Consider the following 15,026-nt stretch of genomic DNA (forward strand, 5'->3'; position numbering starts at 1 on the left):
TGAGATTTCAGGGGTTCAGGCTTTTCCGAAGAGCGCTTCGCGGGCTTTCTCGTCGGGGTTGCCGATTTTCATCACATCCCCCAGCACCGCCATCCCGCGCTGCACAGCAGGCCGGCGCTCGATCTCGCCCACCCAGCGCTTCACGTTGGGGAACTGCTCGATTTCGATGGCATGGAGATCGCGGATCTTCGGCGCACACCACGGGTAAGTCGCCATGTCGGCCAGCGAATAGTCCGCGCCCGCAAGATAGGCCCGCGTGCCGAGCACCCGGTCCATCACGCCGTAGAGCTTCACCGTCTCGCCGCAGTAGCGGTTGATGCCGTATTCGATCCGCTCCGGCGCATAGCCGCGGAAGTGGCCGCACTGGCCGAACATCGGACCGACGTTGGCGCACTGGAAGAACAGCCACTGGATCATGTCCGACCGCGCCGCAGCGTCCTCGGGCCAGAAGCGGCCCGACTTTTCAGCGAGGTACATCAGGATCGCGCCGGATTCGAACACACTGTGCGCCGCACCGCCCGGCCCGTCATGATCGACAATCGCCGGAATGCGCGTGTTGGGGCTGAGCGCTGCAAACTCCGGCGTATGCTGTTCAGCGCCCAGAATGTTCACCGGCTTCACCGTGTAGGGGAGCCCCATCTCCTCCAGCGCGACCGTGATCTTGTGGCCGTTTGGAGTGGGCCAGTAGTAGAGGTCGATCATGACCGGAGCGCGAGGCAGGCCTTGACAGCCGCCTGACAGGCAGCGGCGCTGTCATCGCCTTCGAACGGCTTGTTGTAGTGCGATTGGACCGAAGGCCGCTGGATCGCCTCATCGAACCATGCGGACAGTGCCGGGCGGCCTTCGCGCCAGTTGAAATTGGGGTGAATCGGGTCCTTGGCCTCATAGAATTCGGCGCGGAAGCCGAGATAGCTGATCGCGTGCAGCATCGCGGCATGGCCGACATCGAACTCGTCCCATCCGGCCTGAGCATCGCGCTCCAGCGAATCCAGCCCGGCGATGAACTTGGGCCAGAGCCATTCGAACAGGCCCATGTTCCACTGTTCCTTGGGCTTCCACTGCTCCATCACCATCTGGACAGTGCTCTCGAAAATCGTGTCCGAAAGCGAGAGGCGGCGCAGCGCGTCCCAGCGCTTCGGCCCCGGCGCGGGATACATCTTCCTCGCGGTCGCGGTGCTGTCGAGGTATTCGCAGATCGCCTGGCTGGCGAAGATCACCTGGCCATCGTCGGTGACCAGCGTGGGCACTTTGTCCAGAGGATTGAGCGGCGAGATGTCGTAGCTGTCACCGCAATCCTCGCCCGCGTTGTTCTTGAACGGGAAAGTCGCGACACGCTCCAGATTGTCCCAGTGCCCGCACTCGTGCGCGGTCACCAGCACCTTGTGCACGAAGGTGTGAAAGGGCGAGTAGAACAGTTTCATGGCCGGTTTCCTTTCGTCTCATGGTTCTTCCTATTGCACCGCTTGTCAAGGCGGTGTTAGGAAAAGGTCCAGACCAATCAAAAGGGCTCCCGCGATGTCGAGCTACGTTGAAGGCTTCACCGCACCCGTCAGCATGAGTGCGCGGACCACGGCACTCGTCGTGGTCGACATGCAGTACGCCAGTGGCAGCCGCGACCATGGGCTTGGCGCGCTGCTGGCACGCCAGGGCACCCTCGACAGCGCCGCCTATCGGTTCGACCGGATCGATGCGCTGCTGATCCCGAGCATCGGCAGGATGCTCGCCGCATTCCGCGCCAATGGCACCCATGTCGTGCACGTGACGGTGGGCAGCGAGCGGCCGGACTACAGCGATGCGCCGCGCCACATGCGCCCGTTCTTCGAAGGTACCAACAACCACGCGGGCACGCGCGAGCACGAGATCGTCGATGCGCTGAAGCCCCTTGCGGGCGAACCGGTGTTCAACAAGGTGACGATGGGTGCGTTTGCATCCACCGGGATCGGCGCGCACCTCACCTCGAAGGGCATTCGCGAGATCATCGTGACGGGCGTTTCCACCAACAACTGCGTGGGCATGACCGGGCAGGAAGCGGCGGACCGGGGCTTCGGCGTGGTGCTCGCCTCGGATGCCTCGGGCACCTGCAGCGATCTCATGCAGGACGCCTACGAGAACACCTTCCGCCGCCTCTGGGGCCGGGTGGCCACCACGGCAGAAATCATCGCGGAAATCGCCCAGACCACCAACGCGGGCTAAACAGGGACAGGACATGGTTGCAAAGTCACTCGAAGTCAGGCCGCTGGCCGAGACGTTCGGCGCCGAAGTGGTCGGCGTCACGCTCTCGCGCGATATGGATGCCGACGTCTTCAACGAGATCAAGGGGCTGTGGCTGCGCTATGAAGTGCTGCTGTTCCGCGATCAGCAGATCGAGAAGGAAGATCTGATCGAGTTCAGCCGCCGGATCGGTCCGCTCGAGATCCACTTGCGCGAAGAGTGGCTCAACAAGACCCATCCCGAACTGCTGCAGATCACCAATATCCGCGAGAACGGCAAGCCCACCGGGGCGCTGGCCGATGGCGAGGTGGGCTGGCATTTCGACCAGATCTATCTGCCCAAGCCGGCGATCGCCTCGCTGCTCTACTCGGTGAAGATCCCGCCTGCGGGCGGCGGCACGCATTTTGCCGACATGACCGCGGCCTATGCCCGGCTGCCACGCCATCTCAAGGACGTGGTCGACGGGCGTACCGCGATCCAGTCATACGTCGCGTTCAACCGGATGTATTCGACCGACACGAACGCCAAGCAGAAGAACCTCACGCCCGATATTGTGCACCCGCTGGTGCGCACGCATCCCTATAGCGGGCGGCGCGCGCTCTATGTCTGCCCCGGCATGACTATAAAGATCAATGGGTTGCCGGAGGACGAGAGCCGTTCCGTGCTCGACGAGCTGTTCGCCTGGACCGCGCGGGAGGAGTTCATCTACCGCCACGACTGGCGCGTGAGCGATGCCATCCTGTGGGACAATGCCTGCACCATGCACCGCCGCGACGATTTTGATGGCGAGCATGAACGGCTGATGCTGCGCACCACGATCCTGCCGCAGCCAGACCGCGCGATCCCGTTCTGATGGAGACGGGACAGCAGCCGCCGACACCGCCCCTCGTCTGGTATTTCGATGTCATCTCGCCGTTCGCGGCGCTGGCCGTTCCGGAGATCGAGGAGCTTTGCGATCGGCACGAGGTCACGTTCCGCCCCGTGCTGTTCGCCGGCTTGCTGAAGGCGTTCGGCCATCTCGGCCCGGCGGAAATCCCCGCCAAGCGCACGCAGACCTACCGCATCGCGCAGTGGATCGCGGACGAGCGCGGCATCCCGTTCCGCACGCCGCCCGCGCATCCGTTCAATCCGCTGGCCTTGCTGCGGCTGCTCTGCGTGCGTGACCTCAGCGTCGCCGATGTGGCGGTTGCTTTCTGGCTGGTGTGGGGTGAGGGGCGCAATCCGGAAAGTCCCGAGACAGCAGCAGCCCTCGCCGATGCGCTGGGTGTACCGCTGGAGGCCGCGAACGGCCCGCAGGTGAAGGACCGGCTGCGCAGCAACACTGAAGCAGCCGTCGCAGCGGGCGTCTATGGCGTGCCCACGCTGGCTATCGGGGACGAATTGTTCTGGGGCCTCGATGCCATGCCGATGGCGCGGGCCTATCTGGCTGATCCCGGCCTGTTCGCGAGCGGCGAAATGGCGCGCGTTTCGAACCTGCCGATGGCAACCGTGCGCCCGCGCTGAGAGCTTATTCCGCGCAACCCTTGGTGCAGCACCGGCCCGGCTGCTTGTCGCGCGCGGGGCCCTTGCCCAGATCGAGCGCGCCGCGATCGAGCAGCGCCTGCACGAGGTCCTTGCGGTCCTGCACCGGATAGTTGCGCAGTATTTCCAGCTTCATCGCCTCGGGCGAGCCGCCGCCGTGGAGGCTGATCACCGAATACCAGCCGCCCGTTTCCGAAGCAGTGAGATCCTCGATGAACCGCGCGACATTGGCGCGGTGGGCATAGGGAACGTCGGGCCGTCCACGCAGCAGGCTCTCGATCATCGGGGCGGTATCCGGGTTGTGGTCCTCCTCCGGGCCGGGCAAGCCGACCACCAGCCCGCCCGACACTTCGTGCGCGAGCCGGTGCATGTCGTAGATCTGGTTGGCCAGCAGCAGTTTGCCGATGTTGGAATAGATCTGCTCGGGGCGGAAATTGCCCGCGGCGTCTTCCTCGCCGAAGGTCGAGGCCGCCACGCCGCAGGCATAGAAGCCTTCGGTGATCTTGATCAGTTCGACCATCCTGTCCTTGAGATGGGCGATACGGTCGAGGTCCAGCCCGTTGGCCTCCATCATCAGCGCGCCCGCGCCGATCAGCAGATCGCCGAAGCCCGCGCGTGCGCCGATGCAGCTGTGCCGGTGGTGCGAAGCGTAATTGGTGGTCATCAGGTGCGCTTCTTCGGTCTCGCCATCGATGAACACCCGGTCCCACGGCACGAACACATCGTCGAAGTGGACTGCCGCGACCGACTGCGCGAACTTGGCGCTGAACCTGGCCGCCGCATTGCCGGGACGGCCCGCCGGGCGCGAGACCACGGTGATGCCCGGCGCGTCGATCGGCACCGAGCAGGCGACGGCAAAGTCGCGGTCTTCGGCACGCATCCGGCGGCATGGCAGCACGAGGAACTCGTGCATATAGGGCGCCCCCGTCACGATGGCCTTCACGCCGGCAATCACGATGCCATCCGCGCGCCGCTCGCGCACATGGACATAGGACAGCGGCTCGACCTGCTCCGAAGGGCGCCTGGAACGGTCGCCCTTGCCGTCGGTCATGGCGATGCCGATGGCGAGGTCATGCGCCTGCGCGTGGGCGATATAGGCCTTGAGCCGGTCATGGCTCTCGCTGCCGGTGCGCTGGGTGATGCGCCAGGTCGCTTCCCACAGCCCGTTGAACGCGTCGTGGGTCAGGTAGCGCTGGGTGCAGCCGCCATACTGGCAGGTGAGGCGCACCGCCTCGAGCTTGTCGAGCAGGTCCTCCCGGCTGCGATTGATCGCGAGGAAGCGGTTGACCGGATCGCCGGAAAGTCCGGTCGTGACCATGACCTTCGCGGATTCGGGCAGGAGCGCAAAATCGTAGGTCAGCCCCACCGCGTTGATGCCGGGCTCCAGCCGGGGCTCATCCGCCACCGAGGCCACCAGATCGCCGCCGACATAAACGCGCGGGGCAAGGCTGCGCAGCGATTCACGATAGGCTTCGGCGGACTTGAGCACGGCGCAGGCTCCCCTTCGGCATACAACATTCGGCCTTGATGGCCCTTTGCCATTCCCTTACGCGGGAAAAAGGTCTGGACCAATAGAAAGTGTGCGAAATGCCTCCCGCAAGCCTGCCCCAAGGTGCCTTCGAAGGCCTCAAGGTGCTCGATCTGGCCACGTTCATCGCCGGGCCCTATTGCGCGACCTATCTTGCGGAATTCGGAGCGGACGTGGTCAAGGTCGAGCTCGCCGGCAGCGGCGATCCGGTCCGCAAGTTCGGCACACCGACCGAGGCCGGCGATACGCTCGTCTGGCTGAGCGAGGGGCGCAACAAGCGCTCGCTCGAGCTCGACCTGCGCACCCCGGAAGGCGCGGAGGCGCTGCGCCAGCTGGCGGCCAAGGCAGACGTTCTGGTGGAAAATTTCCAGCCCGGCACGCTCGAGCGCTGGGGCCTCGGGCCCGATGTGCTGCAGGCCCTCAATCCGCGCCTCATCATCGCGCGGGTGACGGCCTATGGGCAGACCGGCCCTTATCGCGACCGGCCCGGTTTCGGCCGCATCGCCAATGCCTTCAGCGGCATTTCCTTCCTCTGCGGCGAGCCGGACGCGCCGCCGGCCTCGCCGGGCACCGCAACCCTCTCGGACTATCTCACCGGCGTCTACGCCGCGCTCGGCGTGCTTACCGCGCTGCATGTCCGCGAGCGCACAGGGCGTGGGCAAATCATCGATCTCGGGCTCTACGAGGGCACCTTCCGGCTGCTCGACGAGCTGGCGCCCGCCTATGCCCGGCACGGCTACGTGCGGCAGCGGATGGGAGCGGGCACGGTCAATGCCGTGCCACACAGTCACTACCCCACCAAGGACAGGAAATGGGTGGCGATCGCCTGCACGAACGACAAGATCTTTGGCCGCCTCGCCGAGGTGATGGACCGCATGGACGTGACCGGCGACGGCATCTACGGCACGATCCGGAAACGCGAGGCCCGCCGCGCCGAAGTGGACGCCTTCGTCAGCCACTGGACCAGCGGGATGACCCGCGATGAAGTCCTCGCCGCCTGCGAACGCGGCCAGGTTCCCTGCGGCCCGGTCTATGGCATCGACGAGATTTTCGAGGATCCGCAATATGCTGCACGCGGCAATCTGGTGAGCATCGAAGACGAACGCGCGGGCGAGCTGACCCTGCCCGCCGTCTGCCCCCGCCTCAGCGAGACGCCCGGCGCCATCCGCTGGGCCGGGCGCGCGCTGGGTGCCGACAACGCGGCCGTGTTGGCGGATTGGCTCGGCTAGAGCCTCGCCGCCAGCGCGAGGACCTGCTGCGCCTTCTCGACGATCGGATAGTCGACGAAGTACCCGTCGACCTTGATCGAAGCGGAGCCTGCGTTCTCGGCGGCGGTGAAGGCGTCGACGATCTTGCGCGCCCGAGCGATCTCCTTCTCGCTCGGCATGAACGAGCGGTTGGTAAGCGCCACTTGCTTGGGATGGATCAGCAGCTTGCCCTGGAAGCCGAACTTCACGCCGGTCACTACCGAACCGGCAAAGCTCTCCTCGTCGTCGAGGTCGATATGCACCGTGTCGATCGGCGCCTCCAGCCCGCCGACCCGCGACGCCAGCACCAGCCGGCCGCGCGCGTAGGCCAGTTCGGCCTCGTCGGCGCTCCATTTCATGCGCATGTCGCGCGTGAAATCGCCCGCGCCGAACGAGATCCGCCGAATGCGCGTGCCGGCCGCGATGATCGCATCGAGCGCGTGAAGCCCCGCGCCGGTCTCGATGATCGGCATCAGGTCGATCCCGCCCACCGGCAGGCCGCGCTCGCGTTCGAACTGGGCGATCAGCCAATCGATCAGCACGATCTCCTCGGGCTTTTCGATCTTCGGCGCGACAATGCCGTCCAGCCAGGGCCCGATCACCCCGTCGAGATCGCGCAGGCACCATTCGGTATCGGCGGCATTGATCCGCACATAACCGAGGCAAGGGCGCGGCGCGGAAAGCGCATCCACCGCACTCGCCCTGCTCGCGGCCTTCTCCGCCGCCGCGCAGGCATCCTCAAGATCGAGGATCACCGCATCCGCCCCGCTCGCAAAGACCTTCTCGACCTTGCGCGGGTGATTGGCCGGGGCGAACAGGAAACTGCGGATCGGCATGGCGGTGATTACCGGGCCGCTTTTCAATTGCGCCATGGTGGTGAATTGCTCTGTCATGACGCCGCGAGGCTTCCTTCCTTGCGCTTGAGATCGACCGAATAGGAAAAGCGCCCAGCCGGGTGTTCGCTGACCGAAACCTCGAACAGGCGGCCGTTGCGATCACGATAGCGCCGCACGATGATGAGGGCCGGGCTGCCGGGCGCGACGTCGAGCGCCTCGGCCTTGCGCTGCGAGAGCGAGCCTGCGAACAGCTCCGCGTTTATATCGGCGGCGTGCATCCCGTAGATCTGCTCCATCAGCTGGAACACCGGCGTGGTGTCCTTGCCGATGCGCTCCGCCACGCCTGCAAATTCGGCCGGCACGTAGATGTCGCTCCAGCAGACCGGGCTGCGCTTGGCCTCGGTGCGGATGGTCTCGATCCGCGCCCAGGACGCACCGACCGAACAGGGCAGCATCTGCGCCAGCGCGACATCGGCTTCGACGATGCTCGTGCGGATCGGCTTGAGCCGGGTTTGTGGCGCATATTGCAGCAGTTCGTCCATCGAACCGAGCTTCTGCACCATCTGCTCGACGGGGTGCTGCGCCGTCACGATCGTGCCGCGCCGCCGCTGGCGGCTGATCAGGCCGCTTTCCTCGAGCCGGCTCATGGCCTCGCGGATGGTGAAGCGGCTGACGTCGTATTCGCTTGCCAGCACGTGCTCGGGGGCCAGTTGCTCGCCCACCGGCCATTTGCCCGACGCGATCTCGCCCTGGATGCGGTCGGCGATTTCGCGATAGCGCGGAAGGGGCTGGCTGGACATGGCAGGCAATCCGTGGGTCGTTCGAATTCCGGTGGGTGGATTATTGGTCTGGACCATTGGTGATTAAGCTAGCATAGTTCCTGCCTCAGGCAAACCCGATGCCGCGGTGCCGGCGCACCGCGCTCCGAAGAGGATCCCGTCATGGCCGACAAGCGCGTTCTGGTGATCGTTCCGTTTCCGCTCGACGACGAAGGCGTCGCCAACCGCAAGGCCCAGCTCGATTCCGTCCGGCTCGGGCCGGGGATCACGTTCGATTACAAGCCGGTCAAGGCCGCGCCCGCGCTGTACGACAGCCATCACGACTATGTGCTCGCCGATATCTCGATCTTCGAGGCCGGGCTGAGCGCGGAAATGGACGGCTACGATGCCGTCTGCATCGATACGATGAGCGATTCCGGCATGAATGCGCTGCGTTCGGTGCTCGATATCCCGGTGATCTCGCCGGGCCGGGCCTCGTTCCTGACCGCGCTGCTGTTCGCCAACAACTTCTCGGTGCTCACCCAGTGGGCGCCGTGGAAGGGGCTCTACACCAAGACGCTGCGCGAATACGGGCTGGAGGACAAGTGCGTCTCGGTCCGCTCCCCCAATATCGCACCGGATGTGGCAAACCTCCTCGGCGGCAAGGAGGAAGACGTCTTTCCCAAGCTGCTCGAGAGCGCGATGCAGTGCGTAGAGGACGGCGCTCAGGCGATCTGCCTCGGCTCGACCACCATGCACCAGAGCCACGCGTGGCTTGCCGAACGTCTGCCGGTGCCGCTGATCAATCCGGGCCCGCTCACCTACAAGCTGGTCGAGGCGGCGCTTTCGCTCGGGCTCAAGCACAGCCGCGCGGCCTATCCCAAGCCGCATGTCTACATGGGCGACATGATCAGCGGCATGCTCGATGGCGGGGCACGGGTCCAGCGGGGCCAGGGCTGACCCGCCATCTCCGGTCCTGCCTCCTCCGCGCCGCACCGAAGCGGCCTCGGAACACTGTTTGCCACCTCGCTGATCCAGATCGCGGCGTCGTTCACGATCGCGGGTCCGCTGGCGATCTCCCTGCTCATCGTCCGCTCGCAGCACCTGCCCGAAAGCTGGATCGGCTATTACACCTCGCTGATCTATGCGGCGGCCATAGTCGGCTCGATCAGCACTGCACGGCTGATGGCGAGCTTCAGCGTGCGCACCATCCAGCTTGGCTCCGTGGCGGCGACGGGGCTTGGCTATGCCCTGTTCGCCTGTATCGCGCCGCCGCCGCTGCAGGTCGCCGCAGCCTGCCTCGGCATCGTCCTCATGGGCCTCGCCTACGGGGTGATCGTCCCGTCGAGCTCGCTGGTGCTGGCCGAATGCTATTCGTCCGCCATGCAGCCGCTGGTCGTTTCGGTGCGGCAGACGGGCGTACCCGTGGGCACGACGCTGGTCGCGCTCATCGCGCCCCATGTCGCGCAGCAGGCGGGGTGGCAAAGCATGACCCTGCCGGTGCTGGCGCTGCTCGCCGCCACGTTCGTGCTGTCGCTCCCCGGGCTGCGTCCGTTCGGCGCGCTTTCGGCCAACCTGCCGCCGCGGCAGCGCCTGCTGGGGTCTGTGCGCAGCGCCTTGAGCGAACGCGCCACACGCCAGCTCGCCCTGATCGCAGGGGTCTACGCGATCAATCAGGCCGCTCTCACGACCTATCTCGTGCCGGGACTGGTCTGGCTGCACGGCCTCTCCGTAGGCAAGGCCGCCGGATACCTGGCGATCGCGACGATGGCAGGAGCTGCGGCGCGCATCGTGTTCGGCATGACGACGTCGCGCTGGGGTCGGGCGATGCTTCACCTTGCCCTCATCGGTCTCCTGACCGGCGCGGCCTGGTTGCTCCTGCTCTGGCCGCTGCCATCCGCCTTCAGGCTTGTGGTTGGCAGCATGCTGCTCGGAATGACCGCGATGGGCTGGAACGGCATCCTGCTCGCCGAGCTCGGGCTGCGCGCCGCGCCGACAGGCCGTACCGCCGAGGCCGTCGCCACCGGAACGTCGTTTGCCTATCTCGGCGTGCTGATCGCCCCGCTTGCCTTCGTGCAGCTCGATCACGCGCTGGGCAGCAAGGCCGCCGCGCTCGGCGGGCTGGCATTGCTGGCTGTCCTTGCCGGAGCCTCGCTCCTGAAAGGCAGTGCGCAGCTGCCGAACCGCCCCTCTCCATCCTGAACCGGGTCAGCCCGGGCCTCGCGGCATGGCCGGCTACAGAACGACCGGCGTCTCGCCCGGCCCGGGCTGCGCATCGGGAATTTCCACCGTGATCCGTCCAGCCTCCACGCGCACCGCGAATGTCCGGAGGTCGGGATAGGCGGCCCCCAGACACTTGCCGGTGAGCACATCGAAACGCGCGCCGTGGAGTGGGCACATCACCGCACCGCGCCGCACACGGCCTTCCGAAAGCAGCGCGGCCTGGTGCGTGCAGCGGTCATTGACCGCGCGGTAGCTCCCGTCATCCGCACGCAGCACCAGCACGTGCCACCCCGCCAGCCGCGCCGCCAGTTTGCCTTCGGCCGGGAACTCGGCCTCGGGCAGCAAGTCGTGCCAGGTCGTGCTCATGCGGTTGCCGCCCACCACTCTTCCATCACCGGCGTGATCGCGCGGGCCACCAGTTCGATCACCGGGCTGCCGGGCTTCGACAGGTAAGCGATTGCGCCGTGACCTTGAGCTGCCGGTGCGCCGCCCAGAACGAGTTCCCAGCCGTCCGCCAGCATCGCCTCTGCGCTGTCAGCCACCGAATCGACCCAGACGCCAAGGTGCGACGGGCCGAGCGCCCGCATTGCGTCATAGGCGGTGCCGGGCACGCTCTCGATCAGTTCCATGCGCAGCGGCCCTTGGTGCGAATAGACCACGCGCAGCTTGGCCGTAAGCTGCTCGCCTGCCGCATTCCACACCGGCATCGGATCGAAGGCGCGCACCGGCGTCCATGTGCAGCCCATCGTCGCGGTGAAATGCGCCATCGCCGCTTCCAGATCATCCACGATCACGCCATGGTGAAAGATACCCGCCAAAATCTCCATTCGCATCACTCCCGCAGCGCTCGCCATCATGGATCAAGCCTATGTTATAAAATTGAAAATTCTGCCAAAATCACCTCGAAAACGATCACTTTACAAGCATACATGAATGTTTTTAAACTGCAATCGGAACCCCGTCGTTCCGGGAGAGAGAGTCCGATGTCTGAAGCCCTCACCGCCCAGCCCCCGCTGGCCTCGCCCCCTGCCGATGATCTGGCACGCATGGCGTGGGAACGCGAGCGCAATGGCCCGCCGGTCGATTTCCCCGCGCTGCCATCGATCCCCGGCGGGCGCTACGTCGATCCCGTCTTCCTTGAACTCGAGGACAAGGGGATGTGGAAGAAGGCGTGGCTCTATGCGGGCCATGTCGACCAGCTGCCCGAACCCGGCTCGTGGTTTCTCTGCCGCAACACCGGCTCCCCCGTCATCGTCACCCGCACGCTTTCAGGCGACATCCGCGCGTACTACAACACGTGCCAGCACCGCGGCGCACCTCTCGTAAAGGAGGAGAGCGGCACCGCGCGCGGGTTCGTCTGCGGCTATCACGGCTGGTCCTACACGCTGGAAGGCAAGCTCACCGCGGTCCGCGACCGGCGCGACTTTGCGGAAGACTTCGACTTTTCCTGCCACGCGCTGAGCCAGGTGCGCTGCGAACTGCTCGGCAGCCTGATCTTCCTCAATGCCGACCCGAATGCCGAACCGCTCCTCCAGCATATCGGCCCGATGGCGGCGGAGCTTGAACAGCTCCAACTGGACACCCTGCGCCTTGTCGACAGCCGGACGTACGAGACGGATTGCAACGTCAAGGTGCTGCTCGATGCGTTCCTCGAGGTCTATCATCTCAAGTCGATCCACGAGAACACCGTGGACCGCTTCCTTGATCACCGCGCGATGATCGTCACGCTCTGGCCCAATGGCCACAGCCGCATGGCAACGCCCAACCGCCGCGAAGGCTGGGTCGATCCCGGCACTGTCGGCATGCCCGAAATCCCGACGATCTCGGAGTTCGTCGCCAAGAACAACGTCTCCTATTCGATCTACCCGAACTTCGTGATGCCGCCCGCACCCACCGGCATTCCGCTGCTGCAGTTCTGGCCGATGGGGCCGAACCGCACCCGCGTGGTCTCGACCTGGCTCGCGCCTGAGCATGATGCGGCGAACCCGCACCCGCTGTGGGAAACGCGCATCAAGAACTGGGAGCGCATCCTCTACGAGGACTTGCAGTTCGCGCCGCAGATTCAGGAATCGGTCGAGGGCCGCGGCTTCAAGGGCATGTCGCTCAACTATCAGGAGCGGCGCATCTACAACTGGCACGAGGAGCTCGACCGGCGCATCGGCGTGGAGAACGTGCCGGAGCATTTGCGCGTGAAGCCGGTGCTCGCGCCCTTCATCGTCCGCGAATGACCGATACGCTCTCCCCGCTCGGCACGCCCTGGCGGACATTCGAAGACCTGGCGGTGGGCGAGACGCGCGTTTCGCCCCCGCGCACCGTGACCGAGGCGGAAATCGTCGAGTTCGCCCGCGCACATGATCCGCAGTGGTTCCACACCGATCCCGAGGCCGCGCGCGCTTCCGTATTCGGCGAGGTCGTCGCGAGCGGCATCCATGTGCTGGCGATCTGGCGGCAGATGGACCACGCGATCAATGGCGACATCGATTTCGTCTGCGGCGTGGGCTGGGACCGGCTGCGCCTCAAGCGCGCGGTCCGCGCGGGCGATACCCTGCGTGTCTCCAGCGAAATCCTTAAGCTGGAGCCCTCGCGCAGCGGCAAGCCGCGCGGCACCGCCGTCACGCGCTATGTCGTGGCGCTGGAAGATGGCACCGAATGCGTGACCTTCGAGAGCACAAACCTTGTCTACACGCGCGAGGCGCGCGACAGATCGGCGACCAGCGCTTCGGCCGAGGCATAAGCCTCATCCATCGCGGCTTCGACCACCTCGGGCGGGCCATAAGTCGGCCGCAGATGCACCACGTGCACATCGGTGATGCCGATAAAGCCTAGCCACGCCTGCATGAAGCGCACCTGATGATCGAGCTCCGCCCCGGGAGCCCCGGGCCGGATATCGAGTGCGCCCGAAGCGACCAGAATGGCCCGCTTGCCCGCGCCCAGCCCTTCGACGCCAGTTTCCGAAACGCGAAACGCCATGCCCGGCTGGGTGATCGTGTCGATGTACTGCTTGAGCTGCCAGGGAATGCCGAAGTTCCACATCGGCACGCTGAACACCACCGTGTCGAACGAGAGGAAGTGCGCCACAGCCGCGCCGATCCGCTCCCACTCCGCGCGCACTGCGTCCGCCACCTCGCGGCCCTCGATCAGCGCATAGCGCCCCTCGATCACCGGCCCGGTCAGCGCGGGCAGATCGGCTTGGCAGACATTCAGCGTCTCGACCGCCGCGCCGGGGTTCGCTGCCACCAGACCGGCGATCAATCGCTCCGCCACTTTCACCGAACGCGAGCGATCCCCACGCGGAGACCCGATCACATGGAGGATGCGCTGGCTCACAGATCCCCCTCCTGCTTGCCGCCCGGCCCGTAGATGTAATCGTCCAGCACCTTGTGGAAGTGGCGGATGCGCAGTTCCTGCTCGCCGATCCACAGCCCCGGGAAGCTCTCGCTCTTCATGCCTGCCTGCACTGTCGGCAGGTTGTAGGCATCCTGATCGAGCACCTGCCCGATGCTGCGCTCGCCGTGCTTGAAGCGGCGGTGCTTCACGCGCTCGGGCCAAGGCTGCCCCTCCGGCACCAGCTCGAACACCCAGACGTCATAGAGCATCTTGTTGGGATCGCTCGCGTGGGGGCGCTGGCGGAACATCATGATGTCGTCCGCATGCACGTTGAGCGCGACGTTGGGGAAGATCATGTAGTGGTAGTCGTCGGTCAGCTGGTCGTCGTTCAGCGCCGAATAGTCCTTCCCCTGCGCCTTTCCGTGCTTGCGCTTGAATAGCTGCACGTCGCGGCGGATGTCGCTGACGCGGCCCTCATACTCCGCCGGATCCATGCCCGCATGGCGCATGATCTCCTCGATCGCGGGCGGGATCGTGCTCGGCATGGCGACGCGCGGGGAGATCGCGGCGAACGGGATCAGATAGCGATTGTGCCGCTCATAGCAGTCGATCTGCACGTTCACGTCATCGAGATACCACTGCAGTTGCGGGTGGATGCCCTGCACGTGATAGGTCTCGTTGAAGGCGTCGACCGAAGCCTTCCAGTTGCAGTCCCACTCCACCGTCACGTCGCGTTTCCACGCCATCCGCTCGGGGTGATAGGGCTCGAGATGGTCCTTGAGCGGCGCGATGTAATCGTCGAACGGCTCGACGTCGGGGTTCAGCGAGAACCACACGAAGCTGTTCCACTCCGTCACCGGCAGGCTCGGCAAGGTCATCCCCGGAGGACCGCCCTGCGGGAAGGTGCACAGATCCGGCAGCCGCTCGATCTTGCCATCCAGACCGTAAGTCCAGTGGTGGTACATGCAGCGGAACGCCTGCGCATTGCCGATCCCTTCGGGCCGCAACCGGTTGCCGCGGTGGAGACACACGTTGGGGAAGCAGCGCAGCGAGCCATCATGCTGCCGCACGATCAGCACGCTCTCCTTGCCGATCTCGGTGCAGATGTAGTCGCCCGGCTCCGGGATGTCGTCGGCCCGCCCGCCGAGCAGCCAGACCTTGGTCCAGATTCGCTCCCATTCCAGCATCATGAACTCGGGCGAATAATACCGCGCCGCCGGGATCACATCATGGCCCAACTCCGGATCGGGCGCCTTGTCCACCGGCGTGCGGCTGGTGTTCGTCTCGGGCGTCACGCGGATCACGTCAACGACGCGCTTCACGTCCATCTTCGACGTATCCCACGTGACGGGCTTGTGCGTCACCGGCCGGTCCA

Annotated in this window: 17 protein-coding genes; 8 read left to right on the forward strand and 9 right to left on the reverse strand. The window is 65.6% G+C overall.

Annotated elements, in window-relative coordinates:
- Positions 1–15: 15 nt before the first annotated feature.
- The gene (locus NDB2M1_RS18760) at positions 16–702 is read right to left on the reverse strand and encodes a glutathione S-transferase family protein (RefSeq protein ID WP_054122974.1); all 687 of its coding nucleotides are present in this window, start codon (positions 700–702) and stop codon (positions 16–18) included.
- Positions 699–1,421, reverse strand: a complete 723-nt coding sequence (locus NDB2M1_RS18765; RefSeq protein WP_054122975.1) for a glutathione S-transferase family protein — start codon at positions 1,419–1,421, stop codon at positions 699–701. Before NDB2M1_RS18765 ends, NDB2M1_RS18760 begins: the two co-directional genes overlap by 4 nt.
- A gap of 94 nt (positions 1,422–1,515) precedes the next feature.
- Between NDB2M1_RS18765 and NDB2M1_RS18770 the strand changes: the two genes are divergently transcribed.
- From NDB2M1_RS18770 to NDB2M1_RS18780, 3 genes are read left to right on the forward strand one after another with little or no spacing between them, the layout of a single operon-like run.
- Entirely contained in the window at positions 1,516–2,193 is a 678-nt protein-coding gene (locus tag NDB2M1_RS18770) for a cysteine hydrolase family protein (protein WP_072384329.1), read from the forward strand.
- A gap of 13 nt (positions 2,194–2,206) precedes the next feature.
- A complete protein-coding gene (locus tag NDB2M1_RS18775; RefSeq protein ID WP_072384330.1) occupies positions 2,207–3,064 on the forward strand; it encodes a TauD/TfdA dioxygenase family protein in 858 nt (285 codons plus the stop codon).
- Positions 3,064–3,714 (forward strand): 2-hydroxychromene-2-carboxylate isomerase, encoded by a 651-nt coding sequence (locus NDB2M1_RS18780; RefSeq protein WP_054122978.1) that lies wholly within the window; start codon positions 3,064–3,066, stop codon positions 3,712–3,714. The genes NDB2M1_RS18775 and NDB2M1_RS18780 overlap by 1 nt, the downstream gene beginning before the upstream one ends.
- 4 nt (positions 3,715–3,718) lie before the next feature.
- On the opposite strand, the gene NDB2M1_RS18785 is transcribed toward NDB2M1_RS18780, so the two are convergent.
- The gene (locus tag NDB2M1_RS18785; RefSeq protein ID WP_054122979.1) at positions 3,719–5,221 is read right to left on the reverse strand and encodes a 4-hydroxyphenylacetate 3-hydroxylase family protein; all 1,503 of its coding nucleotides are present in this window, start codon (positions 5,219–5,221) and stop codon (positions 3,719–3,721) included.
- Between the two features lie 98 nt (positions 5,222–5,319).
- Here NDB2M1_RS18785 and NDB2M1_RS18790 point away from each other — a divergent pair, with 98 nt between their 5' ends.
- Positions 5,320–6,489: a CaiB/BaiF CoA transferase family protein gene (locus tag NDB2M1_RS18790; protein WP_072384679.1), complete on the forward strand. Its 1,170-nt coding sequence runs from the start codon at positions 5,320–5,322 to the stop codon at positions 6,487–6,489.
- Here the strand turns inward: NDB2M1_RS18790 and NDB2M1_RS18795 are convergent.
- Entirely contained in the window at positions 6,486–7,400 is a 915-nt protein-coding gene (locus NDB2M1_RS18795; RefSeq protein WP_216234068.1) for an HpcH/HpaI aldolase/citrate lyase family protein, read from the reverse strand. The two genes, NDB2M1_RS18790 and NDB2M1_RS18795, sit on opposite strands and share 4 nt — an antisense overlap.
- On the reverse strand, positions 7,397–8,143 hold the full coding sequence (locus NDB2M1_RS18800; protein ID WP_072384332.1) for a GntR family transcriptional regulator: 747 nt from the start codon (positions 8,141–8,143) through the stop codon (positions 7,397–7,399). The genes NDB2M1_RS18795 and NDB2M1_RS18800 overlap by 4 nt, the downstream gene beginning before the upstream one ends.
- Positions 8,144–8,284: 141 nt before the next feature.
- Between NDB2M1_RS18800 and NDB2M1_RS18805 the strand changes: the two genes are divergently transcribed.
- Together NDB2M1_RS18805 and NDB2M1_RS18810 are read left to right on the forward strand one after the other, a co-directional pair.
- Positions 8,285–9,061 (forward strand): aspartate/glutamate racemase family protein, encoded by a 777-nt coding sequence (locus tag NDB2M1_RS18805; RefSeq protein WP_054122981.1) that lies wholly within the window; start codon positions 8,285–8,287, stop codon positions 9,059–9,061.
- Between the two features lie 78 nt (positions 9,062–9,139).
- On the forward strand, positions 9,140–10,303 hold the full coding sequence (locus NDB2M1_RS18810; protein WP_255352080.1) for an MFS transporter: 1,164 nt from the start codon (positions 9,140–9,142) through the stop codon (positions 10,301–10,303).
- Positions 10,304–10,336: 33 nt separating this feature from the next.
- On the opposite strand, the gene NDB2M1_RS18815 is transcribed toward NDB2M1_RS18810, so the two are convergent.
- Positions 10,337–10,690 carry a Rieske (2Fe-2S) protein gene (locus tag NDB2M1_RS18815; protein WP_054123023.1) on the reverse strand — a complete coding sequence of 118 codons (354 nt, stop codon included), beginning with the start codon at positions 10,688–10,690 and terminating at the stop codon, positions 10,337–10,339.
- Positions 10,687–11,151, reverse strand: coding sequence for a VOC family protein (locus tag NDB2M1_RS18820; protein ID WP_171955448.1), 465 nt, complete (start codon positions 11,149–11,151; stop codon positions 10,687–10,689). Before NDB2M1_RS18820 ends, NDB2M1_RS18815 begins: the two co-directional genes overlap by 4 nt.
- A gap of 156 nt (positions 11,152–11,307) precedes the next feature.
- Between NDB2M1_RS18820 and NDB2M1_RS18825 the strand changes: the two genes are divergently transcribed.
- Positions 11,308–12,552 carry an aromatic ring-hydroxylating oxygenase subunit alpha gene (locus NDB2M1_RS18825; protein WP_072384334.1) on the forward strand — a complete coding sequence of 415 codons (1,245 nt, stop codon included), beginning with the start codon at positions 11,308–11,310 and terminating at the stop codon, positions 12,550–12,552.
- Positions 12,549–13,058: a MaoC/PaaZ C-terminal domain-containing protein gene (locus tag NDB2M1_RS18830; RefSeq protein WP_072384335.1), complete on the forward strand. Its 510-nt coding sequence runs from the start codon at positions 12,549–12,551 to the stop codon at positions 13,056–13,058. Before NDB2M1_RS18825 ends, NDB2M1_RS18830 begins: the two co-directional genes overlap by 4 nt.
- On the opposite strand, the gene NDB2M1_RS18835 is transcribed toward NDB2M1_RS18830, so the two are convergent.
- Together NDB2M1_RS18835 and NDB2M1_RS18840 are read right to left on the reverse strand one after the other, a co-directional pair.
- Positions 13,004–13,651, reverse strand: a complete 648-nt coding sequence (locus NDB2M1_RS18835) for an FMN-dependent NADH-azoreductase (protein WP_072384336.1) — start codon at positions 13,649–13,651, stop codon at positions 13,004–13,006. The two genes, NDB2M1_RS18830 and NDB2M1_RS18835, sit on opposite strands and share 55 nt — an antisense overlap.
- Positions 13,648–15,015 carry an aromatic ring-hydroxylating oxygenase subunit alpha gene (locus NDB2M1_RS18840; RefSeq protein WP_253185953.1) on the reverse strand — a complete coding sequence of 456 codons (1,368 nt, stop codon included), beginning with the start codon at positions 15,013–15,015 and terminating at the stop codon, positions 13,648–13,650. Before NDB2M1_RS18840 ends, NDB2M1_RS18835 begins: the two co-directional genes overlap by 4 nt.
- Positions 15,016–15,026 lie beyond the last annotated feature (11 nt).

The organism is Novosphingobium sp. NDB2Meth1 (assembly GCF_900117425.1).
Taxonomy (GTDB): Bacteria; Pseudomonadota; Alphaproteobacteria; order Sphingomonadales; family Sphingomonadaceae; genus Novosphingobium.